Here is a 23718-nt window from a genome sequence, read left to right as displayed (position 1 = left end):
ATGACCGACCGCCTTCCCGCTCCGGTTCGCCGCGTCACGGACACGTTCCGGTCCTTCACACCGGGACAGAAGGCCGTCACGATCGCGGCGGTAGTCGCCCTCGTCATCGGCGCTTACTTCTTCGCCACGTGGGCGTCCAAGCCGTCCTACTCGATCCTGTTCAACAACCTGTCGTCGAAGGACGCCAGCGCCATCGTCGAATCGCTCAAGAAGAGCGGCACCAGCTACGAGCTGGCCAACGACGGCCAGACCGTGCTGGTGCCGCAGGACCAGGTGAACGAACTGCGGCTGTCGCTGAGCAGCGAAGGGCTGCCCGGCGACGCCGGCACCGGTTACGCGCTGCTAGACCAGCAGGGCATCACCACCAGCGACTTCATGCAGCAGACGAACTACCAGCGCGCGCTCGAGGGCGAGCTCTCCACCACGATCAAGTCGATCGAGGGGGTCGAGGCGGCCACCGTGCACCTCGTGATCCCCAAGAAGGACGTCTTCGCCGACGAGCAGGACAAGCCGACCGCCTCGGTGCTGGTGGCCTCGAGCTCGACCCAGCCCTTGAGCGGCGACCAGGTGCAGGCCATCGTGCACCTCGTCGCGTCGAGCGTCGAAGGCCTCGACCCGACCCAGATCACCGTGGCCGGCGCCGACGGCCGGATCCTCTCGACCGGTGGTGGTGCGGCCATCGGAACGGGCGGGGACAGCGGGACGGAAGCGCAGACCGTCGGCTTCCAGAACCGGATGAACTCCTCGCTGCAGAAGATCGTCGAGAGCCTGGTCGGTCCCGGGAACGCCGTGGTGACGACCAACGCCGTCCTCGACTTCGACCAGACCCAGACGCAGAGCCGCACCTACAACGCGGATCCGTCGGTGCCCGCCCTCTCCGAGAGCAACACCCGGGAGGCCTACAACGCCGACGGGAGCTCCGCCGGCGGCGTGCTCGGCCCCGACAACATCGCCGGTCCGGCCGGCCCCAGCAACGGGCCCGGCCAGTACGAGAACAGCTCGAGCGTCCGCAACAACGCGCTGAACGAGATCAACGAGACCCGCAAGAACGCGCCCGGCGGCATCAAGCGGCTCAACGTGGCCGTGCTGCTGAACAGCACGGTGGCCGGCACCGTCGACCCGGCCCAGGTGCAGCAGCTCGTCACCGCCGCGGCCGGCATCGACGCCACCCGCGGCGACACGATCGCGGTCTCGGCCATGCCGTTCGACCAGAGCGCCGCCAAGGCCGCGCAGGAGGCCCTGAGCGCCTCCTCGGCCGCCGCCACGCAGGCCAAGCAGATGTCGCTGATCAAGACCGGCGCCCTCGGCGGGCTCGTGCTTCTGCTGATGTTCCTGGCCTGGCGGTTCAGCCGGAAGAGCAAGAAGCGCCGGGGCCTGACCCCCGAGGAGCGCAAGCACCTCGAGGACATGCAGGCCGCCCTCGAGGCCCAGCGGCTGGCCGAGCTCAACCAGGCGATTCCCGCCCAGATGCTGGAGGCCGGAATGGCCATGGACGACACGAACGTGCAGGCTCGCGAGGAACGCCAGCGCGAGATCGACCAGATGGTCAAGGATCAACCGGAGGAGATGGCGGTGCTACTGCGCGGCTGGCTGGCCGCCGACACGACGCGCTGACCCTTTCGTGGCGGCCGGCTGCGGCCGGCCGCCCTGGTTGTATCCCGCTGACGGTTCGAGGAGTACGCGTTGACACAACCGGCGCTCACCACCATGTCGATGACGGGCGTGCGCAAGGCCGCCATCATGCTCGTCCAGTTCGGCAAGGAACAGTCCGCCCACATCATGTCGCAGATGTCGGAGAAGGAAGTCGAGATGATCTCGGCCGAGATCGCCCGGCTCGGCAAGCTGGAACCGACCCAGGTCGACGACGTGATGGACGAGTTCTACGCCATGGCCACCACCCGCTATGCGGGCTCGGGGGGCATGGACTACGCCCGGGAGCTGCTCGAGGCGTCGCTCGGCAAGGATCGCGCCGCGCTGATACTCGACCGCCTCGAAGCGTCGATGAACGACATCCCGTTCAACTTCCTCAGCCACGCCGACCCCCGGCAGCTGCTGTCGTACGTGCAGTACGAGCACCCGCAGACGATCGCGCTGGTGCTCGCGCACATCCCCTCCGCCCTCGCCTCGTCGATCCTGGCCGGGCTGCCGATCGAGGTGCAGACCGACGTCGCCCATCGCATCGCGGTGATGGACCGCACCTCGCCCGAGGTGATCCGTCAGGTCGAGCAGGCGTTGCAGCGCAAGCTGTCGACAGTGCTCCAGCCCGACGAGCTCTCCACCGTCGGTGGTCTGGGGCCGCTGGTCGACATCATCAACCGCGCCGACCGGACGACCGAACGGCTCATCCTGGAGGCTCTGGACGCCCGCAGCCCTGAGCTGGCCGAGGAGATCCGGCGCCGCATGTTCATGTTCGAGGACATCATCAACCTCGAGGACCGCGCCATCCAGCTGGTGCTGCGCCAGGTGGAGCCGGCCGACCTGGCCACCGCGCTCAAGGGCGTGCCCGATCCGGTCCGCGACAAGGTCACCAAGAACCTCTCCGAGCGCGGCCGCGAGAACCTGCTCGAGGAGATCGACCTGCTCGGCCCGGTCAAGGTCAAGATGGTCGAGGAGGCCCAGGCCAAGATCGTCTCGGTGATCCGCTCGCTCGAGGACTCGGGTCAGATCGAGGTCCAGCGCGGTGGCGAGGCCGATGAGCTCATCGCCTGAGAGCACCAGCCCCGTCCTGCGGGGCACCGTGGCCGAGTCGGCCACCACCGCCCGGTTCGGCGTCGACCTGCGCACCGGCCTGCCCACCGACGGCGACTCGCTCGACCGGGCCCGGCAGCAGGCCCGGACCGCGGGCTACGCCGAGGGCTGGGCTCAGGGCCAGCGCGAGGCGGCCGCGGCCGCACAGAACGCGCAAGCCCGGGCGGCCGCCGCCGAACAGGCCCACGACCAGCGCCGGGCGACCGCGCTGGCCCAAGCCGTCAACGCGCTCGGCCGGGCCGTGACCGAGCACGAGAACCAGCTCATGCCCACCTTCGCCGAACTGCAGGAGGTGCTGCTCGCGCACGCCTTCGAGCTGGCCGAGGCGATCGTCGGGCGCAGCCTGGACGACCCGCAGGGCCGTACGGTGGCCGCGCTGCGCCGGGCCATGGCGGCCACTCCCGAGGCCGGCGACCTGCTCGTCAGCCTGCACCCGGACGACTACCACACGCTGGTCGGCGAGGCCGGCGAGACCGATTTCGAGTACGAGGGACGCCGGGTCCGCCTGCGCCCGGACGGCACGCTGCGGCCCGGCGACGCGGTGGCCGAGACCGGCATGGCGACGGTGGACGCCACCATCGCCGCCGCCACGGCCCGCGCCCGCGAGGCACTGCGCCTGCTGTGAACAGAGGGGTCGCACAATGACTGACGTGTTCCGCCACCGCATGTCGGCGGCGATCGAAGCGGCGCGCCCGCTCACCCGGGGCAAGGTGACCGGCGCGGTCGGTCTGCGGGTGACCGTCAGCGGGGTCGACGCCCGGGTGGGCGACCTGGTGCAGATGGGCGAGGGTTCCGAGGCGATCTACGCCGAGGTGGCCGCGATCGACGGCGACAAGCTGTCCTGCCTGCCGCTGGGCCCGATCGCCGGTCTGGGCGCGGGCACCCCGGTGGTCAGCACGGGCGGCCCGCTGCGCGTCGCGGTCGGCCCCGACCTGCAGGGGCGCATCCTGGACGGGCTGGGCCGGCCGATGGACGGCGGGCCGCCGCTGCAGGGACACCTGGTCAGCATCGACGCGGCGCCGCCGTCGGCGATGGAACGGCAGTTGGTCGGCGCCCAGATGTCGCTGGGGGTACGGGTCCTGGACACCCTCGTCCCGTGCGGCAAGGGCCAGCGGATCGGCATCTTCGCCGGCTCCGGCGTCGGCAAGTCGACCCTGATGAGCCAGATCACCCGGGGCACCGCCGCCGAACTGAACGTGGTCGCCCTGGTCGGTGAGCGCGGCCGTGAGGTACGCGAGTTCATCGAGCACGACCTCGGGCCGGAGGGTCTGGCCCGTTCGGTGCTGGTGATCGCCACCTCGGACACTCCGCCACTGGTGCGGCTCCGGGCCGGTGCGGTGGCCACCCGCATCGCCGAGTACTACCGCGACGAGGGCGCCGACGTGCTGCTGATGATGGACAGCGTGACCCGGGCCGCGATGGCCCAGCGTGAGGTGGGCCTGTCGGTCGGCGAGCCGCCGGCCACCCGCGGATACCCGCCGTCGGTCTTCGCCATGCTCGCCTCGCTGCTGGAACGGGCCGGGCCGGGCGCGCGCGGCAGCATCACCGGGCTGTACACCGTGCTGGTCGAGGGCGACGACCACAACGAGCCGATCGCCGACGCGGCCCGGTCGATCCTGGACGGGCACATCGTGCTGGACCGCAAACTGGCCACCGCCGGGCACTTCCCGGCGATCCAGTCCCTCGACTCGATCTCCCGGGTGGCCAACAAGATCACGACCCCGCAGCAGCGGTCCGACGCCACCGAACTGCGCCGGCTGATGGCCGCCCACCGGGACGTTCGCGAGCTCGTCGAGATCGGCGCCTACGTGCCCGGCACCAACCCGGACGCCGACCGCGCCACGGCGGTGTGGTCGCACATCAACGCTTTCCTGCGCCAGGGCCTCGACGAGCGCGTCACGGCCGACGAGGCCTGGGCCCAGCTGCACGCACTGGTGGCCGCCGCCTAGATCGAAAGCCCACCCTCCCAAGGGGGAAGCCCCCGCTGGTCATTTTCGTCGTGTTGGGCTTGATCACGTCGCTGGCCTGTGGACAACCCGGAACTGTGGAAAAACGCCTCGGCCGCGCTCAGTTGCGGGTCGGTTGCAAGCACTCAGCGAACGGGTTGCGGGGCCGACCGGATTACTGAGGGCCGCCCGTTGCCGCGCTAGGAGGCTGACCGTGAACCGGTTCTTTCGACTTTCGCCAGTGCTTCGTGCTCGTAAGGCCCAGGAGGACGCGGCCAAGGGCGCCGTGATCCAGTCGCGCGCGGAGATCCGGGACGCCCAGGCCCTCGTACGCCGCAAGCAGCTCGACCTCGTCGGCTCAGAAGCTCCGACCGAGGGCACGGCCCGGGCCATGGTCGCCTCGCTGGTCGCCCGCCAGTCGCTGGCCGGCGCCCTGATGAGCGCGCAGAAGATGGTCACCGAGGCCGAGGAGGTCGAGCGCGAGCGGATGGCCGTGCTGGCCGACGCGGCCAAGCGCCGCCGCGCGGTCGAGATGATGGCCGAGCGGCACGCCGAGATGGTGCGGGCCAACGACCTGCGCAAGGACCAGGCCAACCTGGACGAGCTGGCGATGACCATGAAGGCCCGCAACGCGGCCCGGGGAGCCACCGAATGATGGGTGTTTCCGGGGTGCTCAACCGCATCCAGGAGTTGCAAGGGCACCTCGGACTCACCCCGGTCAACCCCGCGCCGGGCACCACCGGCACCGCCACCACGGGAGCGGCCGGCGCCGGCGGCTCGACCTTCGCCTCGGCCCTGGCCGGCGCCACCGGTCAGGGCGTGCCCGCGATGCGGCTGAACAGCCAGGCCACCGGTCAGAACGTGGTCGACGCGGCCAAGAAGTACCTCGGCACCCCGTACGTCTTCGGCAGCACCGACCCGGACCGCGGCCTCGACTGCTCGTCGCTGGTCCAGCGGGCCTACTCCGATCTGGGCATCAAGTTGCCGCGGCTGTCGCACCAGCAGGCCAAGGCAGGCGAGCCGGTGGCCAACCTGGCCCAGGCCAAGCCGGGCGACATCCTGGCCTTCGACTCCCCCGTCGACCACGTGGCCATCTACGTCGGCGACAACAAGATGATCGCGGCCCCCAAGCCGGGCGACCACGTCAAGATCCAGAGCGTGTACGAGAAGCCGACGCACATCCGCCGCGTCGTCTCCGACTTCTCCGCCGCGGCCGGCCCGAACGGCGTCGCGGCCGTGCGTCCGGCCAGCCTGCAGGGCAGCGCCTCGCTGGCCGGCGTGCCCTACGGCGACCTGTTCGTCAAGGCGGGCAACCGGTACGGCGTCTCGCCCAAGCTGCTCGCCGCGGTGGCCAAGGTCGAGTCCGGGTACGACCCACAGGCCGTCAGCAAGGCCGGCGCTCAGGGCCTGATGCAGCTGATGCCGTCGACCGCCCGCGGCCTCGGCGTGAAGAACTCCTTCGACCCCGAGCAGGCCATCAACGGCGGCGCCAAGCTGCTGGCTCGCAACCTGCGCGAGTTCAAGTCGCTGCCGCTGGCCCTGGCCGCGTACAACGCGGGCGGCGGCGCGGTGCACCGGTACGGCGGCATCCCGCCGTTCTCGGAGACCCAGGCGTACGTCCCGAAGGTCCAGAAGGCCCTGGCCGCGCTGGGCGGCTGACCGGGCACCGTTGAGGAAGAGCTGAGCAGGAGATCCGCATGAGAATGCCGAATTCCGTGAGCGGGGCCGATCGCGCGTCGGTGTCCGATGTCGGCCGGCGCCCCGCCAAGAAGGGCGAGGGCGCGGAGGAGTTCGGCTCCGCGCTCTCGGCCGAGCAGGCCCGCAACGACGACCGGCGTACGGCGGACCGTGCGGCCGGCCAGCGCTCCGCCGACCGGGCCAACGACCAGGCGGCCGAGCAGCGGACGGCCGACCGGGCGGCCGACCGCCGGGCCGACACGGCCGGACGCAGCGCTCTTCAGCGGGACGCGGCGAACCGGGCCGCCGCCGACCGGGCCGCCAACGCCGCCGACCGGGCCGACCAGCGCCGGGCCGACGCCGACCGGGCCGACGACCGTACCGGCGACCGCGAGACCACCGGTCGCGCCGACAACGACCGGTCGCGCACGGACCGGGCCGGCCACCGCCGCGCCGATCGGGCCGACCGAGCCGACCGGGCCGATCGCGCCGGCACCGAGCGCACGGGAAACGACGACCACACCCGCCCGGCGCCGACCGAGGGCGAAGGCGAAGCCGGCCCGGCCGACGAGGGCGCGAAGACGGTGGAAGCCCAGGCCACCGGCACCCCGGTGACCACCGCGGCCCTGGCCGGGGCAGTCCAGCCGGCCACGACCCCGCAGCCGGCACCGGCCGATGCCGCCGCGCCGACGGCGGCCAAGCCCGGCAATCAGCCCGTCGGCGGGGTTTCCCTGGCCGGCGGCCCACCCGCACCCGGCGTACCGGGAACCAGCACGCCCACCGCCGCCGACGCTCCGCCCGACGGCGCCCCGAACGCCACCGGCGCGACGCCGACGGGCGGCACGCCCCTGCCACCGGCTCTGGCCGCCCAGCTGGCGCAGAGCAACGCGGCCGCCGCGCCCCGAGAGGCGGTCGGCACCGACCCGACCGGCACCGCGACTCCGGCCGGGCCGGCCGCGGCGGCCGACGCTGCCTCCGCTCTCATCGCACCGGCCACTCCCGGCGATCCCGTGGTGGCCGGACCCCGGCCGGCCGGCCTCGCGCCGCCCACCGATGCCACGACCGCCACCGCACCCACCGCTCCCGCCCCGGCCGACGCGGGAACGCCCGCACCGCCCGACGCGGCGACGCCCCAGCCCGCACCGGCGCCCGACCAGGCTGCGCCCGACGCCACGGCCGGCCCGGTCACGGCGAACCCGGTCAACCCGGTTGCCGCGCCCGGCGTGGCGCCCGACGGCGCGGCCACCAGCGCGCTCGGCCAGGCCGGCCTGGCCGGTGTGACCGGACCGCAGGCGGCCGCTCCGGCCGCACCCGCGGCGGGCGCCCAGGCTCCGGCGCCGGCTGCGCAGCCGTTCTCGCCGCCCGCCGCCCAGCTGGCGATGCGGATCGTGCCGCTGAAGCTGGACGCTGACGGCATCCACCGCCTGACCGTGCACCTGCACCCGGTCGACCTGGGTCCGGTGCAGGTGGTGGCCGAGATCCGCAACGGCGACATCAACGTGCAGCTGACCGGCAGCACCGACGCCGGCCACGACGCGCTGCGCAACGCGCTCGACGATCTGCGGCGCCAGCTCGACGAGGCCGGCTTCGGCAACACCTCGCTCGACCTGCGCCAGGGCAACGCGCAGCAGGAGCAGGCCCGCCAGCAGTTCTCGGCGGCCGGTTTCCCCGGCGGCGGACGCCGCGACGCCGGACCGGCCGCGCCGGCCGAGCTCACCGTCCCGACCATCCGACCGGCCGCGCCGGGTTCGGGCCGCCTGGACACCACCGCCTAGCACGCTCCGCCACAACGCCGAGAGGGGTGATCGCTCACGCGATCACCCCTCTTCGTACGTGTCCGTCAGGCCGGCTTGCCCGGCTCGTCCATCGGACTCGGTGTCACTGGTGTGCCTTCCGGCTTCCCCTCCGGCCGGCCGTAACCCGCCGTGACGAACCGCAGCCCTGCCAGCAGCAGAGCGGCGATCGGCACCGCGATCACGAACCGGATCAGCACCTCGGTGATGTCGACCTCGTCGAGAACGTAGCGATACAGCGCCGGCGCGCTCATCAGGAGCGCGAACAGCAGGACCGACGGACGGATCACGGCCGGACCGAGCGGGTGACCCGCCGCGGAGCCGCGGCCACCGGCATGACGTCGGAGGCGATCCGCGCGCAGAGCATGGCGGCCCAGGCGTGCGGGGTGGCCGGCTTGCCGTCCAGCGAGTGGATCGGCAGGTCGAGACCGAGGACCGAGCCCGGGTCGGCGGTGAGCTCGACGCCGTGCACCACCAGCGACTCGACCTCACCGAGCGACCGCAGGTGGCGGGCCGTGTCGGCGGTCTTGCGGGTGGCGTCGACGACGGCCCAGACCGCGGTGGCGCCGATCGCATCGCACATCTCGTTGATCCAGATCGGGTCGGTGCCGCCGACCGGGGCCTCCAGCACCACGACCCACGGCTCCTCGGCGCTGTGCAGCTTCTCGGCCCGCTGCTCGGCGGCGTCCGGGGTGCTGATCAGCCGGGACGAGTGCAGCCCGGTTCCGGCCGTCGACTGGGCGGCCAGCAGCAGGTGATTCTCCGGCACCCCGATCTCGTCGAGCAGCTGGCGGCCGATGGTGACACCCAGGTTGATGTCGCCCGCCAGCACCAGGATCTCGCCCGGGCCGTCCGGGATGCCCGCCGCGGCGGGCCGGGCGGCCAGCACGCTCAGCACACCGGCGTACGTGTCGCTGCCGGTGATCTGCCGGGCCATCGACTCGGGCATGCCGACCGACATGAGATTGCGGACGACCGGCTCGTTGTCGGCCACGGCCGGCTCGGGCTGCACGGCCGGAGCCGGCGTGGGAGCCGGGACCGCCGAAACGGGCGCGGCCTGCCGGAACCCGTACGTCTCGGCGACCGGCTCGGGCTCAGGGGCCGGCGGCACCGGGTCCACCTCGACCTCGCTGGCCGCCAGCCCGCCGATCCGCTCGGCCAGGCTGGGCGCGGGCGAGGTCGGCGCGGGTGACGTCGGCGCGATCATCGCCGGCGCGGCCATCGGCTCCGGCGCGGGAGTCGGCGGGACGATCGTCGGCGGCGGCGTGATGACCGGTGCGGCCGCGACGAACGGCGGCGGCGACTGTGGGGCCACCGACGGCGGTGGCGCGGCCGGCATCCGCGGAGTGGCGTTGACCGGCGACTCGCTGGCGGCGGCCGGGCGGAACGGCCGTACGGTCGGGGTGTCCTCCCGCGGCGCCGGCTTGGGCCGCGACGCGAAGCGGTCGGCCGTGTTGCCCGCGTCCAGACCGGCCATCAGCTCGGCGAAGGCGGCCCCGGTGTCGCCCAGCGCCGCGCTGCGGCCCTCGTCGGCCCCGAAGTTGTTCTCGGCCGCCGGACGGGCCGGCGTCTCGGCCGGCCGTGAGATGCCGAACGTCGCCGGCGTCACCGACCGCGGCGAGGACGTGCCGAAGGGACGCGCGGTCCCCCGGCTCGGCTCCTCCATCCGGTCCTGCGACTCGGCCCGCTCCAGGAGCCGTTCCAGGCTGTGCTGACCGTTGTCGGCCGTCTTCGTGCGCTGTGCCATGTCACTCCTGTCCTCGTTCGGGTCCGGAACCTCCACGGACAGCTCGTAATGCTGTTTCGCGAAGAAGCCACCGACCCCGCCACTGCGGACCTTGTCGGCAGAGATGATCCGGACACGGGAGCCGTACTCATCGCGTACCTGAGCCAGCAACGGCTCGATGGCCGGCCCCTCAAGCAGCACCCGCGTAGGCACCGTTCACCACCCCAATCGTTTCGATCTGTGCTGTGGAACCAGAGATTTCGCCGTACGACAGCACTTGCACCCGGCGCGACCCGGCGCGCAGTAGTCGCATCAGTGGCAGCCGCAGCTGTGGCGAGCAGGCCAGCACTGGGGCCAGGCCCTGCTGTTCCGCGGTCTCGGTGAGCCGGGCGGTCTCGCTGACGATCGACTCGGCACGCATGCCGTCGATCGCCATGAAGGCACCCGTCTCGCTGGGCCGCAGAGATTCGAGCAGTTGCTGCTCGAGCATGGGGTCGAGCGTGATCACCGTGAGCCGGCCGGCGGTCGTGTACTGGGCCGCGATGGCGGGCCCCAGTGCCGCGCGGGCCGCCTCGACCAGGCTGTCCTGGTCGATGGTGACCTTGGCTCGCAAAGAGAGCGCTTCGAAGATGCGCACCAGGTCCCGCACCGGCACGCCCTCGTCGAGCAGCGCCTGGAGGACCTTCTGGATCTGGCCGAGGCTGAGCACCGCGGGGGTGAGCTCCTCGACGACGACGGGGTGGGTCCGCTTGACCATCTCGGTCAGCGCGCGCACGTCCTCGCGGCCGAGCAGGCGGCTGGCGTTGGTGCGCACCACCTCGGCCAGGTGCGTGATGATCACGCTGGCCCGGTCGACCACCGTGGCCCCGGAGAGTTCGGCCTGATAGTGCAGCTCGGCCGGCACCCACTTGCCGGGCAGGCCGAAGACCGGCTCGACGCCCGCCTTGCCGGGCAGCCCCTGCAGGCCGTCGCCGATGGCCAGCACCGTGCCGGGCGGGGCCTCGCCGGTGCCGGCGTCGACCCCGGAGATCCGGATCGCGTACGACGAGAGGGGCAGGTCCAGGTCGTCCCGGGTGCGCACCGGCGGCATGATCACGCCGAGCTCCATGGCCATCTTGCGGCGCAGCGCGCGTACCCGGTCGAGCAGGTCGCCGCTGCTGGCGTCGACCAGGTCGACCAGGTCGGGCGAGAGCGCGAGCTCCAGGGGGTCGACCCGCATCTCGCCGAGCAGCTGCTCGGGCGAGTCGGGCGGCGGCATGTCGACCTCTTCGGACGCGGCGGCCGCGGCGGCGGCTTCGGCCTCGGGCACCGGGTCCTTGATCCGCTGAGCCGCCACCAGGACGGCCACGCCGACGACCAGGAAGGGCACCTTGGGCAGGCCGGGGATCACGCACAGGGCGAGGGCGGCGCCGCCGGCGATGCGCAGCGCGAGCTTGTTCTGGCTGAGCTGGGCGGTGACCGTCGATCCCATGTCGCCCGAGGTGGCCGAGCGGGTCACGATCAGACCGGTGGCCACCGACAGCAGCAGGGCGGGGATCTGCGAGACCAGGCCGTCGCCGATGCTCAGCAGGCTGTAGTGGTTCATCGCGTCGCCGGCCGCCATGCCCTGCTGGGCGACGCCGATGGCGAAGCCGCCGACCAGGTTGATCAGCGTGATGATGACGGCCGCGATGGCGTCGCCCTTGACGAACTTCGAGCCACCGTCCATCGCGCCGTAGAACTCGGCCTCGGCGCCGACCTCGGCCCGCCGCTTCTTGGCCTGTTCCTCGTCGATCAGGCCGGCGTTGAGGTCGGCGTCGATGGCCATCTGCTTGCCGGGCATGGCGTCGAGGGTGAACCGGGCGCCGACCTCGGCCACCCGCTCGGCGCCCTTGGTGACCACGACCATCTGGACGATGACCAGGATCAGGAAGATGACCAGACCGATGACCAGGTTGCCACCGACGACGAAGCTGCCGAACGCGTGAATGACCTTGCCGGCATCGCCGTCGCGCAGCACCAGCCGGGTCGCGCTGATGTTGAGGGCCAGCCGGAACAGGGTGGCCACCAGCAGCAGGGCCGGGAAGACGGCGAAGTCGAGCGGTTTCTGGACGAACATGCTGGTCAGCAGGATCAGCAAGGCCGCGGTGATGTTGAGCGCGATCAGCGTGTCCAGCAGGAAGGTCGGCATCGGCACGACCATCATGAGGATGATGCCGATGACCCCGACGGGTACGGCAAGTTTGCTGATGTTGCGGTTCTTCACGGCACCTTCCAGGAGTGGACGTTGGAGCCATCCCTGCGCGGTCGTAGCCGTCCTGGCGTTTCTCTGTTCGGCGATCCGTCGCCTTCACTGAGCGAGGACGGGCTGACCCACAAGGCGATCTTCCCCCGTTCGAGGTACCGATGTGAGGAAATCTCCCAACTTTTCAGTTATGCGGCTTCTGAGGCGGATGGGTTGCGGTGCAGCCCGGCGGCCGACCCCTTCGCCTTCAGGCTCATGACGAACGCCAGCACCTTGGCCACCGTGCCGAAGAACTCGGCCGGGATCTCGTGGCCCACCTCGACGCCGCCGTACAGCGCCCGGGCCAGCGGTTTGTCCTCGACCATGGGCACCCGGTGCTCGGTCGCCAGCTCACGGATCTTGGTGGCCAGCGGACCCTGCCCCTTGGCCACCACCCGCGGCGCGCCCTTCTGCGGCTCGTAGCGCAGTGCCACCGCCACGTGGGTCGGGTTGACCATCACGACATCCGCGGTCGGCACGTCGGCCATCTGCCGGTTGCGGGCCATCGCCATCTGCCGGGCCCGGATCTGGGCCTTGATCAGCGGGTCACCCTCGGAGTTCTTGTACTCCTGCTTGACCTCTTCCTTGGTCATCCGCAGCTGTTTGTTGGTGCGGCGGCGTACGACGAAGTAGTCGGCGGCGGCCATGGCGATGCCGGCCACCGAGGCGGCCCGGATCAGGTTGAGAGCGGCGTCCACGACAGTGCCGAACAGCGCGGCCAAGGGCAGCTGCCCGGCGCTCATCAGGGCCGGGAACACGTCCTTGGTCGTCGAGTAGAGCACGCCCGCCAGCACGCCCGTCTTGACCAGCGCCTTCGTTCCCTCCCAGAGGGCCTGGGGGCCGAGCATCCGCTTGAGGCCGGGCCAGGGGTTGAGCCGGTTGAACTTCGGGATGAACAGCTTGGTGGCGACCCGGATGCCGCCCTGCGCCCCGGCCGCGGCGATGCCGACCACCATCATCGTCAGCGAGAGCGGCAGGACGGCCCACATCGTGCCCATCATGGCCTGCTTCAGCAGCGCCATGGCCTGGGCCGGCTGCGGGTCGGCGATCACGTCGGGCAGCTGGGCCAGCAGCTTCTCGGCGTGCTCCATGGCCGAGGAGAGGGTGCGCGGCAGCATGACACTCGCGGCCAGCATGCCGAACCAGGCGCCGATGTCCTGACTGCGGCCGATCTGCCCTTCGCGCTTGGCCTTCTTGAGTTTCTGGGGTGTCGGTTGTTCGGTCTTGTCCGACATGTGGCCTCATCCCCCGCTGAGCTGGATCACCGCGTTGACCGCGCGCTCCACGACGCCGTCGAGGATGCCGGGCAGGGCCGTGATCGCGATGCCGGAGATGAGCAGGACCATGAAGATCTTGGCCGGGAAGCCCAGCTGGAACGCGTTGAGCGCGGGGGCGACCCGGTTGAGCAGGCCGAAGGCCACGTCGGTGAGGAACAGGACGGCGATCAGCGGGCCGGCGATCTGCAGGGCGGCCACGAACATCTCGCCGAGCCCCTTGATCAGCAGCTCGGTGAACGTGCTGGGCGAGAACGTCCAGTTCAGCGGCACCGTCTTGAACGACTGGAGGAAGCCTCGCAGCACCATCTGATGCCCGTCGGTGGCGAAGAGCAGGGTGACCGCCACGAGGTTGTAGAACCGGCCGAAGATCGAGCTCTGGTTCTGCGACAGGGGGTCGTACCCCATGGCCAGCGTGAAACCGCCGAAGAGGTCGATGAGGTCACCGGCCGCCTGCAGGGCCGCGAACAGGATGGCCGTGATGAAGCCCAGGCCGGCCCCCACGAAGATCTGCAGGGCGACGCTGAAGATGATGTCCGAGGTCTGCAGCGACGGCAGCGCGCCGCGCAGTTGCGGGGCGACCGGCAGCGTCAGGCCGATCGACAGCAGCGCCTTGACCGGTCCGGGGATGAGCCGCGAGTTGAACGGCGGGCACAGCATCATCCACGCCCCGGTGCGAGCCGCGCCGAGCAGCAGCGCGAGCATCTCGGCGATCGGGACGTTCAGGTTCATCTATACGACGCCACCAGCGCCTGAAGGATCAACCCCCACCCGTTGACCAGCACGAACAACAAAAGCTTGAAGGGTAAAGCAACAGTCACCGGTGGCAGCATCATCATGCCCAGGGACATCAGCGACGCCGAGACCACCATGTCGATCAGCAGGAACGGGATGAAGATGACGAACCCGATGATCATCGCCTGCCGCAGCTCGGAGAGCACGAAGGCCGGCACCAGGGTGGTCAGCTCGACGTCGTTGCGGTTCTTGGGCTTGTCGTCGCCGGCCAGGCGGAGCATGAGCGCCACCTCGTCGTCGCGGGTGGTCTTCCACATGAAGTCCCGCAGCGGCTTGACACCGTCGTTGAACGCCTGCGACTGGGTCTTGTCGCCCTTCAGATAGGGCTGCACGCCCTGCTCGTTCATGGCCGAGACGGTCGGTCCCATGATGAACAGGCTGATGAACAGGGCCAGGCCGGCCAGCACCTGGTTGGGCGGCATGGTGGTCAGGCCGAGCGCGTTGCGGGTGATGCCCAGGACCATGAAGATCTTGGTGAAGCACGTGCAGAGCAACAGCACCGCCGGCGCCACCGAGAGGACGGTCAGGCCGAGCATCACGATCAGCGACGTGGCCGGGCGGCTGCCGTCCGGGTTGGTGCCGTTGATGTTGACGTTGATGTTGGGCCGGCTGGGACGCCCGGGCGGGGTGGGCGGCGCCGGCGCCCGCTCCGGGGTCGTGACCGTGTACGTCACCGGGGCCGGCGCGCGCTGGGGCTCGGCCGCGGCCGCCCCGGGCAGCAGCACGAGCGCGAGGCCGAAGCTCGCGAACAACAACACCAACGCGCGCTTGATCATCGGTGACTCGTCCGATCACGCAGGAATTCCAGGGCCGAGCGCCAGGTGCGCGGCGACAGCAGCGACCCGTCCAACCGGCCGTGCTTGGGCGCCGCCGGGTGCCGCCCGGGCAAGTCGCCGGGACCGTTGGCAAGCTCTGCGGCCAGCTCGGCGTCCACCGCCAGGTGGTCGCGGTGCTCGGCCGGGTGGTGCTCGAAGGCCTCGATCTCGGCCTCGCCGAGCAGGCTCACCTGCTGGTCGGTGACGCCCAGGATCATCGCCCGGTCGGCCACCTTGACCACGGCCAGCGCGGCGCCCCGGGACAGCTGCTGGCGGTTGAGCACGACCAGGTCACCGTGCCCGCGGCCGAGCAGCGGACGGCGTACGAGCCTCGCCAGGCCCCACATCATGCCGAGGATGACGAAGAGCGAGAAGCCGACCCTCAGCACGAGCTCGAACAAGGCCGTTACTCCCGTTCGGTGCCGGGCGAGACGATCTCGGTGACCCGGATGCCGAAGTTCTCGTCGACCACGACGACCTCGCCCCGGGCGATCAGCCGGCCGTTGACCAGCAGGTCGGCCGGGCTGCCGGCGGCCCGGTCGAGCTCGACGATCGCCCCCGGCGTGAGCGACAGCAGCTCGCGCACGCTCATCCGGGTGCGGCCCAGCTCGGCCGAGACCTCCATCTCGACGTCCTGCAGCATGTCCAGCCCGCCGCGCAGTTGCACCGCGGGCGGACCGGCCGTCTCGCGCCGGGCCACCCCACCGCCCGCGCCGTCGCCGGACGGCCACGGGTTCAGGGCCAGCGCCAGCACGGCGCGGACCTGGTTGCCCTCGACCAGCGGAACCGCCACGGCGTCGTCCTTGGCCGCCAGCGCGCTCAGCGCCACCTGCGGCTCCATCACGACGCCGGGGTCGAGCACGACCGGCCCGAACACACGGGCCGCGGCCTCGAGCGCCGGCCGGACCGCGGCGGTCAGGTCGAGCTCGCCCAGCGGGCTCTGGCTGAGCGCGTCCGCCAGGTCCTGCCCGACCACCACGACCACCTCGCCGGAGGCCGCGCCGCTGAACCGGGCGGTGACCGCCTGCCCCTCGGTCAGGGCGTCCGCGGTCGCCGCGATCGGCTCGGCAGCGACCAGGGGCCGGCTGGTGGGAAGGACGCCCAGCGCGGCCTCGGCCGCGTTACGGGCGAGCGCCAGCTGCGGCGCGGTGATGGTGGGCGCGGTCATGGGCGACCAGACTCCTTGGGCGAGGACTCCTTGGGGGCGGGCACGACCAGACAGGCGAGCCGGGCCCCCTGATTACCGGGCACTGCATGGGCGAAAACGGTCTCGTTGACTGTCACCTCGAGGGGCTGACTCGTCGGGTGGCCGAGCGGGACGACATCGCCGGGCCGCAGGTCCACGATGTCATCGGTCCGCATCCGGATGGGCTGGAATCGCACCGCGACGTCGAGCGGGGCCGAGGAGAGGCCGGCCGTGAGGTTGCTCAGCGCGGCGTCCTTGGCGGCCCGCTCGGCCGGGCTCAGCACGATCGTCTCGGTCTTGGAGAGCACCGGCAGGATCGTGTTGAACGGCAGGCAGATCGTGTGGCTGGTCTCCTCGGCGCCGATCTTCATGTCGAACGACGCGATCACGCAGGCGTCTCCGGGCTGGTGGGCCCGCAGGAACTGCGCGTTGTACTCGATCTCCTTGAGCTTCGGGTGCATGTCGACCAGCGTCTCGAAGCCGTACCGCAGCTCGCCGAGCATCCGCTCCAGCAGGCCGCGCAGCAGGGGCATCTCGACCTCGGTCAGCGGCCGCTCCGGCTGGGGGCCGCCGGGGCCGCCCAACATGTGATCGATCGCGGTCATCGACGCCGAGGTGGCGATCTCGAACAGGGCCGAGCCGGGCAGCGGGTCGAGCACCACCACGGCGAGCACCGTCGGATTGTTGAGGGCGGCGACGTACTCGTCGTAGTTCAGCTGCTCGATCGAGGCCAGCGTGACGTTGCTGACCGCCCGCAGCCGGGTCGTGAGCAGGGTGCCGCAGCTGCGCGCGTACGTCTCGAACGCGATCTGCAAGGTGCGGACGTGCTCGCGGGAGAGCTTGATGGGCTTGCGGAAGTCGTACGGCGCGGGCCCGCCGCCATGGCCGCGGCGCGAGATCCGGCCTGAGGTACGTGCGGCGTTGGTCACGTTGTCCCCATCGGCTCGTTTCCGGAACGGCTGAGCGGGAGGGGCGTTTTTACGGGCTTACGACCGAAGAGGGCGGGTTCACCGAAGTGAACCCGCCCTCGTGGCTGTGTTAGCTGTTCAGTTACTGGGTGACGAAGGCGGTGTAGTAGACGCCCATCACCATCTTCTTGTCTTCCTCGGTGTAGGCCTTGACGATCTTCGCCGTCAGGTCCTTCTTGATCTCCTCGCGGCCCTTCTCGGTGGAGAGCTCGGCCAGGGTCTTGCCGGTGTACTCGTCGATCGCCAGCTCGCGGGCCTCGCTGGTGTCGACCGACTCGGCGCCGGCGTCCGCCGTCTGCTGCAGCGAGAAGTTCAGCTTCAGGTAGTGACCGTCGGCCAGGTTGATCGTCATCGCGTCGTCCAGAGCCACCACCGTGCCCTTGACCGGCGCGGCCTCGGCGCTGTCGCCCTTCATCATGAAGAACGCGCCGGCGCCTCCGCCGCCCAGCAGCACGACTGCGGCGATCACGATGATCATCAGCATCTTCTTGGACTTCTTCGGGGCGTCGGCGGCAGCGGTGGTCGTCTCGTCCTTGCTCATCTGAAAGCTCCTCTCAGTCGTGCGTTGCTAAGTGGCTCGGTTGTTGTTGGCTTCGCAAGGTTTATCGGTGGTGGCGGTACCGGTCTGAGGTCACTTACCGGCTTGCACCGATGTCTCACCGGTGTGCAACTTGGCGTCGGCGCCGGCCGCGGCCGGCAGCAGTGCCGCCTGGTCGGCGGTCAGCGTGGTCAGCACCACGACGTCCACGCGGCGGTTCATGGTGATCGACCGCGGGTCCTTCGGGTCGATCAGCGGCTTGGTGTCCGAGAAGCCGACGGCGCTCATGCGGTCCTTGGCCAGGCCGTGCCCGACCAGGTAACGCACCGTGGTCGAGGCGCGGGCCGCGGAGAGCTCCCAGCCGCTCGGGTAGAACGTGGTCTTGGCCTTGAGCTGGTTGGTGTTGCCGTCCACCTCGATGCGGTTGGGCAGCTTGACCAGCGTCGGGGCGATGGCGTCGAGGATCTTGCGGCCGCCGGGCTGCAGATCGGCCCGGTTGCCGGCGAAGACGATCTCGTTGGTCAGGATCGTGACCACGAGGCCACGACGGTCGATGGTGAACTTGACCGAGCCGAGCAGCTTCTGCTTGGCCAGGGAGTCGGAGATCTTGTTCTCGATCTTCTTCAGGTTCTCGGCCTCTTTGGTCGCCGCTTGAGCGTTTTTCGAGGCCTGGGCCCGGCTCTCGGCCGCCATCGCGGCCTTGACCGCCTGCTGTTGCGCGGCGGTGAGGCTGGACGAGCCCGCCTTGCCGTCGCCCGGGTTGGCGCCCGGGTCGATCTGCACGATCTCGGCGGCGTTGCCCGAGCCGTCCATCGGGCCGGCCTGGCCCTGGAAGGCGACGCTCTGGGCGCCGAAACCGGAGGACAGACCGGAGGCCAGCTGGGCGAACTTCTTCATGTTGACGTCACTCATCGAGTACAGAACCACGAAGAGGACGAACAGCAGGGTCAGCATGTCGGCGTACGACACGAGCCAGCGCTCGTGATTGACGTGCTCCTCGTGCTCCTCATGGCGCTGCTTGCGCTTGCCGCCGCCGGAACTCATGCTTTACGCCGCCTTCTTGGTGTTCGCGGCCGCCTCGGCCTTCTTGGCCTCGTCCGGAGGGAGGAGGCTGCGCAGCTTCTGGGCGACCAGACGCGGGTTGGAGCCGGCCTGGATCGCCAGGACGCCGTCCACCACCAGCTCCATCTCCTCGGCCTCGACACCGCTGAGGCGGGCCAGGCGGGCGGCGATGGGCAGCCAGATGACGTTGGCGCTGAGCACGCCCCACAGGGTCGCGACGAACGCGGCGGCGATGGAGTGACCGAGCGTGTCCGGCTTGTCGAGGTTCTCGAGCACGTGCACGAGACCCATGACCGTGCCGATGATGCCGATCGTGGGGGCGTAGCCGCCCATGTTCTCGAACAGCTTCGAGCTGGCCTTGTCGGCCTTCTTCTTGGCCGCGATCTCGGCGTGCAGGATGTCGTGCAGCTCGTCCGGGTCGGTGCCGTCGATGGCGAGCTGCAGACCGCGCTTGAGGAACGGGTGCTGGACGGTCTTGACCGCGTCCTCGAGGGCCAGCAGGCCCTCGCGGCGGGCCCGCTCGGCCAGCTTCACGATCTCTTCGACCAGCTGCGTCGGCGGCGCCACCTTGGCCAGGAAGGCCTTCTGGAGCATCTTGCCGGCGCCGGTCGCGTCCTTGAGCACGCCACCGGCCATACCGGCCGCGAACGCGCCGCCGAACACCAGCAGCATCGAGGGGATCAGGATGATCGAGGCCGGCGAACCGCCCTCGAGGATCTGCACGGTGAAGATGATGATGAGGCCGGCGACGACACCGACGATGGTTGAGATGTCCATCAGCGTCCATTCCGGTGCAGCGTGAGCACCTTGGCGTCGCCGTCGTCGTCGGACGACGGAGCGGAGGAGTGGGTGTTGGTGGGCTCGGCCTCGAGGCGACTTGCTTGGGCGATCAGTGAGGCGCGGTAGTGCCGCACTGACTCGATGAACTCGGGCACGGACTCGGCGATGATGTACTTGGTGCCGTCGACCAGCGTGATGACCGTGTCGGGCGTGCAGTCCGCGCGCTCGACCAGGTCCGGGTTCAGGGCGAACACGGCACCGTTGATGCGGGTTACGAGGATCACTTGCATCCGTCCTTGGGTGGTGGAGTGTTCCTTGCTGGCTGGTGGGCCGTCCGTGGCCCTTCCTTATGTGTTTCGGCCTGATCCCGGTTGCCGATGAGATCGAACCGGTCGCCGTACGGGTGCAGAAGCCCCGCGCCGGCCGCGCGGTAAACGGCACCGGCCGGGACAGGCGCGGTTGCGCCTGTCCCGGCCGGCGGCCGAACCCTTAACCGTGCGAGCAAAGCTGTCAGCGCTTCATGCTGACGAGCTCCTGAAGCATCTCGTCAGAGGTGGTGATGATCCGGGAGTTGGCCTGGAAGCCGCGCTGGGCCACGACCAGGTTGGTGAACTCCTGGGCCAGGTCGACGTTCGACATCTCCAGCGCGCCGCTGATCACCTGACCGAGCCCGGCGCTGGTGGGCTGGCCGACCTGGGCCAGACCGGAGTTGACGGTGGCCCGCCACTGCGAGTCGCCGGTCTTCTCGAGACCGTTGACGTTCTTGAAGGTGGCCAGGGCGACCTGCCCCAGCACCTTCTTCTGGCCGTTGCTGAAGGCGCCGATGATCTGCCCGGTGTCCGAGACCGTGTACGACAGCGAGGCCAGTGTGCCGGCCGCGTTGCCGTTGGAGTCGGAGACCCGGGCCTCGGTGAGGCCGTGGAACATCGTCAGGTCCCCGGCGTCGACCGAGAAGGTGTCACTGATGTTGGGGTCGATCGCCGTGGCCCCCGTGAACTCCAGCATCGCCTTCGTCGCGGGCGGCGTGGCGACCGGCTTACCGTCCTTGAACTGGATGGTCGCCGTGACCGGCGTGCTCGGCCCGGCATCACCCGACTTCGTGAGGGTCACCTTCCAGTCCTGCACGGAGGCCGTGGGATCGGTGGTGGTCCGCGTGAACTTCGCCGACAGGCTGATCGGGTTGCCCGTCTTGTCGAAGGCCTTGAACGGGATCTCGATGGCCGGGATGGTCGTCGGGTCGGTGACGCCTTCCGGCATGTCGTTGGTGAGGTTGCCCTTCATCTCGACCGTGCTGGTCGCCACGGGCGAGATGCTCTTGCCGAGCGGCATCTTGATGTCGCCCGGCTTGGCCGCCGGGTTCACCACGCCGTTCTCGTCGGCCGTCCAGCCCTGCACGGGCTCGCCGGTGGCCGTCGCGAGCGTGCCGTTGGCGTCGAAGAAGAAGGATCCGGCCCGGCTGTAGAGCTCTTCGTTGCCCCGCCGGGTCATGAAGAAGCCGTCACCCTGGATCATCATGTCGCCGGCCTTGCCCGTGGTCTGGGCCGAGCCCTGGCTGAAGTTCGAGGTGATGCCGGCGTTGCGGACACCGAGGCCGACCTGGCCCGGGTTCGTGCCGGCGCCGCCGTTCTGAGGAGCGCCGGCGGCCGCGGTCATCTGGCTGAGGGTGTCCTGGAACTGGACCGAGCTCGCCTTGTAACCGACGGTGTTGACGTTCGCGATGTTGTTACCGGTCACGTCCATCATCTGCTGATGCGCGTGCAGGCCACTGATGCCGGAATAGAGGGAACGCAGCATGGATGGATCCTTCTCGTCGAGGACTACGGCTTGGGCGTCGCGGCGCTCGCGCCCGGTTGGTTCTCCTGGACTTCCATGACCTTCGACAGGGGCACTTCCGTGGTCCCGATCCGAAGGAGCGGTTCGGCGTCGCCGTTGAGCTTGGCCGCCGAGATGGTGCCGGTCAGCTTGGCGCCGCCCGCGTCCATGTATTCCACGGACTTGCCGACCAGGGAGCTGGCCGTGATGAGCTGCTGACCCTTGAGCATGTCGACGATGCCTTCGAGCTTCTCGACCTGGGTGAACTGCGCCGTCTGGGCCAGGAACTGGGTCGAGTCGGCCGGCTTGCTCGGGTCCTGGTACTTCAGCTGGGCCACCAAGAGCTTCATGAACGTGTCCTTGTCGCCGAGGTTCTTGCTCTTCTCCTTGTCGGCGCCGGAGACGGAGGAGGCGGCGCTGGCGCCGGAGAATCCGGAGAGCGGCGAAGTCATGACGTACTCCCGTCCGTAAGCGAGCTCATAATCTGCTTCGACCGGTTCGGCAACTTGCTTAGAACCAAAAAGGAACGGGCCTGCCACCAGGGCAGACCCGTTCCGTACGAGCGGAGTGTCACGGCGCCAGAGAGAGGCTGAACTTTCCCTTGCCGTAGCGGTTGACCTCGACCAGCAGGTCGACCCGGCGGCCGAGCGCCATCAGGTGGGCCCGGGCGTCGCCGGGCAGCGGGTCGCCCGGATAGATCACCTGGTAGAGCTTGATGTGCGGGCCCCCCTCGCGGTTGAGCAGGCTGGTCAGCACGTTGCAGAGCTCGCCGACGTTCTCGGCGAGATTCGGGAAGAGCTGCTTCTCGTCGATGCTGTCCTCGGCGGCGCCGGCCGGCAGCAGGCCGAGCGCGGCGCCGGCGTTGGCGGCCAGCTTGAGATCCATGCCGAGAACGGCGTACACGTTCTGGGCGGTGTCGGTGAAAATCGCGACCGTCGAGGTGGGGATCTCATCTGCGCTGATGGGCTCACCGGGGCTGACGGTCACCTCTCGGCCGAGCAGGTCCTCGAAGAGGTTGCGCACGGCCAGGGTGCCTGGAAGAACCGAGACGTCGGACATGTCGTAATCATCCCAGAATAGGAGCGAAGACCTCATCGAATCGTTCAGCCGAGAACGGCTTCACGATGAAAAACAGGGCACCGGCCGATTCGGCCTGTTCCTTCATCTCGTCGGTGCTCTCGGACGTCACGAAACCGAACTTGACGTCGTTGCCGGCCGCGCGCAGCTGGCGCAGGGCCTCGATGCCTGTCATCTCGGGCATGTTCCAGTCCGAGAGCACCAGGTCGGGATTCTCCGACTTGGTCATGTCCACGGCCTCGCGCCCGTTGGTGGCCTCGATCAGCTCATGGTCGCCGAACCCGGCCTGCCGCAGGGTGCGGATCACGATCTGCCGCATCACCCGGCTGTCGTCAGCGATGAGAATCTTCATTCCGCGCCCTCCTTGTTGTCTCCGCGGCTCTGCCACATGGAAATTGACACCGGCTCGCCGTCCCACATCCCGTAGACCCCGGTGATCCGCTGGGTGTTGGGATAGCGCGCCGTCGTTTCGGGTGCGAGCACCACCTGGGGCAGCGACAGGAGCGCCCCGGGCGGCAGCATCGCCTTGACGTTGCCGCCGATGATGTTCGCGAGTTCGCCGAGCACGTCGGAAAGGTCCTCCTCGCTCACCTCGTCCGGCTCCATGGCCAGGAAGGCGCCGGCTGCCCGCCGGGCCGCCTGCAGCGAGGACGCGTAGACGACGTGCCCGGTCCAGGAACCGGTGATGGAGACCGACGAGTGCACCTCGGAGGCCTGGTTCTCGTCGTAGGTCTGCATCAGCGGGCTCACGCCCTCCGGATCCAGGTACGACTCCCACACCTGTTCCACCATCTCGGCGAGGTCGTTCTCGTTGACCTCGACTTCGACGCTCATGAGTTCGCTCCGGTCGGGACGAGGCCCAGCAGGGCCAGCTTCTCGATCATGGCCCCTTCGGTGAAGGGCTTGATCACGTATTCGTGGGCGCCCGCGGCGAGCGCCCGGACGATCTGGCTCTGTTCGCTCTCGGTGGTGACCATGACCAGCGTCATCTCGCGCAGGCGAGGGTCGGCCCGGACGTGCGTGACGAACTCGAGCCCGTTCATGTTGGGCATGTTCCAGTCGATGAGGGCCAGCTCCGGCACCTCGGGCATCGCGGTCAGCAGGTCGAGCGCTTCCTTGCCGTCGCCCGCCTCCACCGCCTCGAAGTTCAGCTTGGTGACGATGCGCTTGAGGATCATGCGCATCGCCCGGGAATCGTCGATCACCATGGCGCGCATCCGTGTCATCCCCTTCTCATGGCGCCCGCGGGCGAACCGGC

At 70.0% G+C, this 23718-nt stretch carries 26 protein-coding genes; 7 read left to right on the top strand and 19 right to left on the bottom strand.

The window, feature by feature from the left end:
• The 7 genes from fliF (at position 1) to OWR29_RS42860 (ending at position 8146) form a co-directional block, all read left to right on the top strand.
• Entirely contained in the window at positions 1-1614 is a 1614-nt protein-coding gene (gene fliF / locus OWR29_RS42890) for a flagellar basal-body MS-ring/collar protein FliF (protein WP_267569384.1), read from the top strand.
• A 69-nt stretch (positions 1615-1683) separates the two neighbouring features.
• Complete coding sequence (gene fliG, locus OWR29_RS42885; RefSeq protein ID WP_267569383.1) at positions 1684-2709, top strand: flagellar motor switch protein FliG; 1026 nt, start codon at positions 1684-1686, stop codon at positions 2707-2709.
• Positions 2693-3373, top strand: a complete 681-nt coding sequence (locus OWR29_RS42880; RefSeq protein ID WP_267569381.1) for a FliH/SctL family protein — start codon at positions 2693-2695, stop codon at positions 3371-3373. The genes fliG and OWR29_RS42880 overlap by 17 nt, the downstream gene beginning before the upstream one ends.
• A gap of 16 nt (positions 3374-3389) precedes the next feature.
• Positions 3390-4697, top strand: coding sequence for a FliI/YscN family ATPase (locus tag OWR29_RS42875; protein ID WP_267569380.1), 1308 nt, complete (start codon positions 3390-3392; stop codon positions 4695-4697).
• A gap of 238 nt (positions 4698-4935) precedes the next feature.
• Complete coding sequence (locus OWR29_RS42870; RefSeq protein WP_267569379.1) at positions 4936-5349, top strand: flagellar FliJ family protein; 414 nt, start codon at positions 4936-4938, stop codon at positions 5347-5349.
• A complete protein-coding gene (locus OWR29_RS42865) occupies positions 5346-6353 on the top strand; it encodes a transglycosylase SLT domain-containing protein (protein ID WP_267569378.1) in 1008 nt (335 codons plus the stop codon). Before OWR29_RS42870 ends, OWR29_RS42865 begins: the two co-directional genes overlap by 4 nt.
• A 38-nt stretch (positions 6354-6391) precedes the next feature.
• A complete protein-coding gene (locus OWR29_RS42860) occupies positions 6392-8146 on the top strand; it encodes a flagellar hook-length control protein FliK (RefSeq protein WP_267569377.1) in 1755 nt (584 codons plus the stop codon).
• A gap of 65 nt (positions 8147-8211) precedes the next feature.
• Here OWR29_RS42860 and OWR29_RS42855 read toward each other — a convergent pair whose 3' ends face one another.
• The 19 genes from OWR29_RS42855 to OWR29_RS42765 all read right to left on the bottom strand — a co-directional run.
• A complete protein-coding gene (locus OWR29_RS42855; RefSeq protein ID WP_267569376.1) occupies positions 8212-8454 on the bottom strand; it encodes a hypothetical protein in 243 nt (80 codons plus the stop codon).
• Complete coding sequence (locus OWR29_RS42850; RefSeq protein ID WP_267569375.1) at positions 8451-10103, bottom strand: hypothetical protein; 1653 nt, start codon at positions 10101-10103, stop codon at positions 8451-8453. Before OWR29_RS42850 ends, OWR29_RS42855 begins: the two co-directional genes overlap by 4 nt.
• Positions 10081-12135, bottom strand: a complete 2055-nt coding sequence (gene flhA, locus OWR29_RS42845) for a flagellar biosynthesis protein FlhA (RefSeq protein WP_267569374.1) — start codon at positions 12133-12135, stop codon at positions 10081-10083. The genes OWR29_RS42850 and flhA overlap by 23 nt, the downstream gene beginning before the upstream one ends.
• 167 nt (positions 12136-12302) lie before the next feature.
• Positions 12303-13388: an EscU/YscU/HrcU family type III secretion system export apparatus switch protein gene (locus OWR29_RS42840; RefSeq protein ID WP_267569373.1), complete on the bottom strand. Its 1086-nt coding sequence runs from the start codon at positions 13386-13388 to the stop codon at positions 12303-12305.
• Positions 13389-13394: 6 nt separating this feature from the next.
• On the bottom strand, positions 13395-14159 hold the full coding sequence (fliR, locus tag OWR29_RS42835) for a flagellar biosynthetic protein FliR (RefSeq protein ID WP_267569372.1): 765 nt from the start codon (positions 14157-14159) through the stop codon (positions 13395-13397).
• Positions 14156-14998 (bottom strand): flagellar type III secretion system pore protein FliP, encoded by an 843-nt coding sequence (gene fliP, locus OWR29_RS42830; RefSeq protein ID WP_267569371.1) that lies wholly within the window; start codon positions 14996-14998, stop codon positions 14156-14158. Before fliP ends, fliR begins: the two co-directional genes overlap by 4 nt.
• Positions 14995-15438, bottom strand: a complete 444-nt coding sequence (locus OWR29_RS42825; protein WP_267569370.1) for a FliO/MopB family protein — start codon at positions 15436-15438, stop codon at positions 14995-14997. The genes fliP and OWR29_RS42825 overlap by 4 nt, the downstream gene beginning before the upstream one ends.
• Positions 15439-15443: 5 nt before the next feature.
• Positions 15444-16205: a flagellar motor switch protein FliN gene (fliN, locus tag OWR29_RS42820; RefSeq protein ID WP_267569369.1), complete on the bottom strand. Its 762-nt coding sequence runs from the start codon at positions 16203-16205 to the stop codon at positions 15444-15446.
• A complete protein-coding gene (locus OWR29_RS42815; protein ID WP_267569368.1) occupies positions 16202-17152 on the bottom strand; it encodes a flagellar motor switch protein FliM in 951 nt (316 codons plus the stop codon). Before OWR29_RS42815 ends, fliN begins: the two co-directional genes overlap by 4 nt.
• A 121-nt stretch (positions 17153-17273) precedes the next feature.
• Complete coding sequence (locus OWR29_RS42810; protein ID WP_267569367.1) at positions 17274-17732, bottom strand: flagellar basal body-associated FliL family protein; 459 nt, start codon at positions 17730-17732, stop codon at positions 17274-17276.
• A gap of 90 nt (positions 17733-17822) precedes the next feature.
• Positions 17823-18773 (bottom strand): flagellar motor protein MotB, encoded by a 951-nt coding sequence (locus OWR29_RS42805; protein WP_267569366.1) that lies wholly within the window; start codon positions 18771-18773, stop codon positions 17823-17825.
• Positions 18774-18776: 3 nt separating this feature from the next.
• The gene (locus tag OWR29_RS42800) at positions 18777-19568 is read right to left on the bottom strand and encodes a flagellar motor protein (protein ID WP_267569365.1); all 792 of its coding nucleotides are present in this window, start codon (positions 19566-19568) and stop codon (positions 18777-18779) included.
• Positions 19568-19861, bottom strand: a complete 294-nt coding sequence (locus OWR29_RS42795) for a flagellar FlbD family protein (RefSeq protein ID WP_267569364.1) — start codon at positions 19859-19861, stop codon at positions 19568-19570. Before OWR29_RS42795 ends, OWR29_RS42800 begins: the two co-directional genes overlap by 1 nt.
• 220 nt (positions 19862-20081) lie before the next feature.
• Positions 20082-21365: a flagellar hook protein FlgE gene (locus tag OWR29_RS42790; protein WP_267569363.1), complete on the bottom strand. Its 1284-nt coding sequence runs from the start codon at positions 21363-21365 to the stop codon at positions 20082-20084.
• A 23-nt stretch (positions 21366-21388) separates the two neighbouring features.
• Positions 21389-21835 carry a flagellar hook assembly protein FlgD gene (locus OWR29_RS42785; RefSeq protein WP_267569362.1) on the bottom strand — a complete coding sequence of 149 codons (447 nt, stop codon included), beginning with the start codon at positions 21833-21835 and terminating at the stop codon, positions 21389-21391.
• Between the two features lie 118 nt (positions 21836-21953).
• Positions 21954-22442 (bottom strand): hypothetical protein, encoded by a 489-nt coding sequence (locus OWR29_RS42780; protein ID WP_267569361.1) that lies wholly within the window; start codon positions 22440-22442, stop codon positions 21954-21956.
• Between the two features lie 7 nt (positions 22443-22449).
• The gene (locus tag OWR29_RS42775) at positions 22450-22812 is read right to left on the bottom strand and encodes a response regulator (RefSeq protein ID WP_267569360.1); all 363 of its coding nucleotides are present in this window, start codon (positions 22810-22812) and stop codon (positions 22450-22452) included.
• Positions 22809-23294, bottom strand: coding sequence for a chemotaxis protein CheX (locus tag OWR29_RS42770; protein ID WP_267569359.1), 486 nt, complete (start codon positions 23292-23294; stop codon positions 22809-22811). Before OWR29_RS42770 ends, OWR29_RS42775 begins: the two co-directional genes overlap by 4 nt.
• Positions 23291-23718: response regulator (locus OWR29_RS42765; protein WP_324291309.1), on the bottom strand; the 428-nt coding region annotated here is incomplete at its 5' end. The genes OWR29_RS42765 and OWR29_RS42770, both read right to left, overlap by 4 nt.

The sequence above is a fragment of the Paractinoplanes pyxinae genome, assembly GCF_026626335.1.
Lineage (GTDB): Bacteria > Actinomycetota > Actinomycetes > Mycobacteriales > Micromonosporaceae > Actinoplanes > Actinoplanes pyxinae.
Note: the sequence above shows the minus strand (reverse complement) of the source record. Positions and strands in the feature narration are given on the sequence as shown.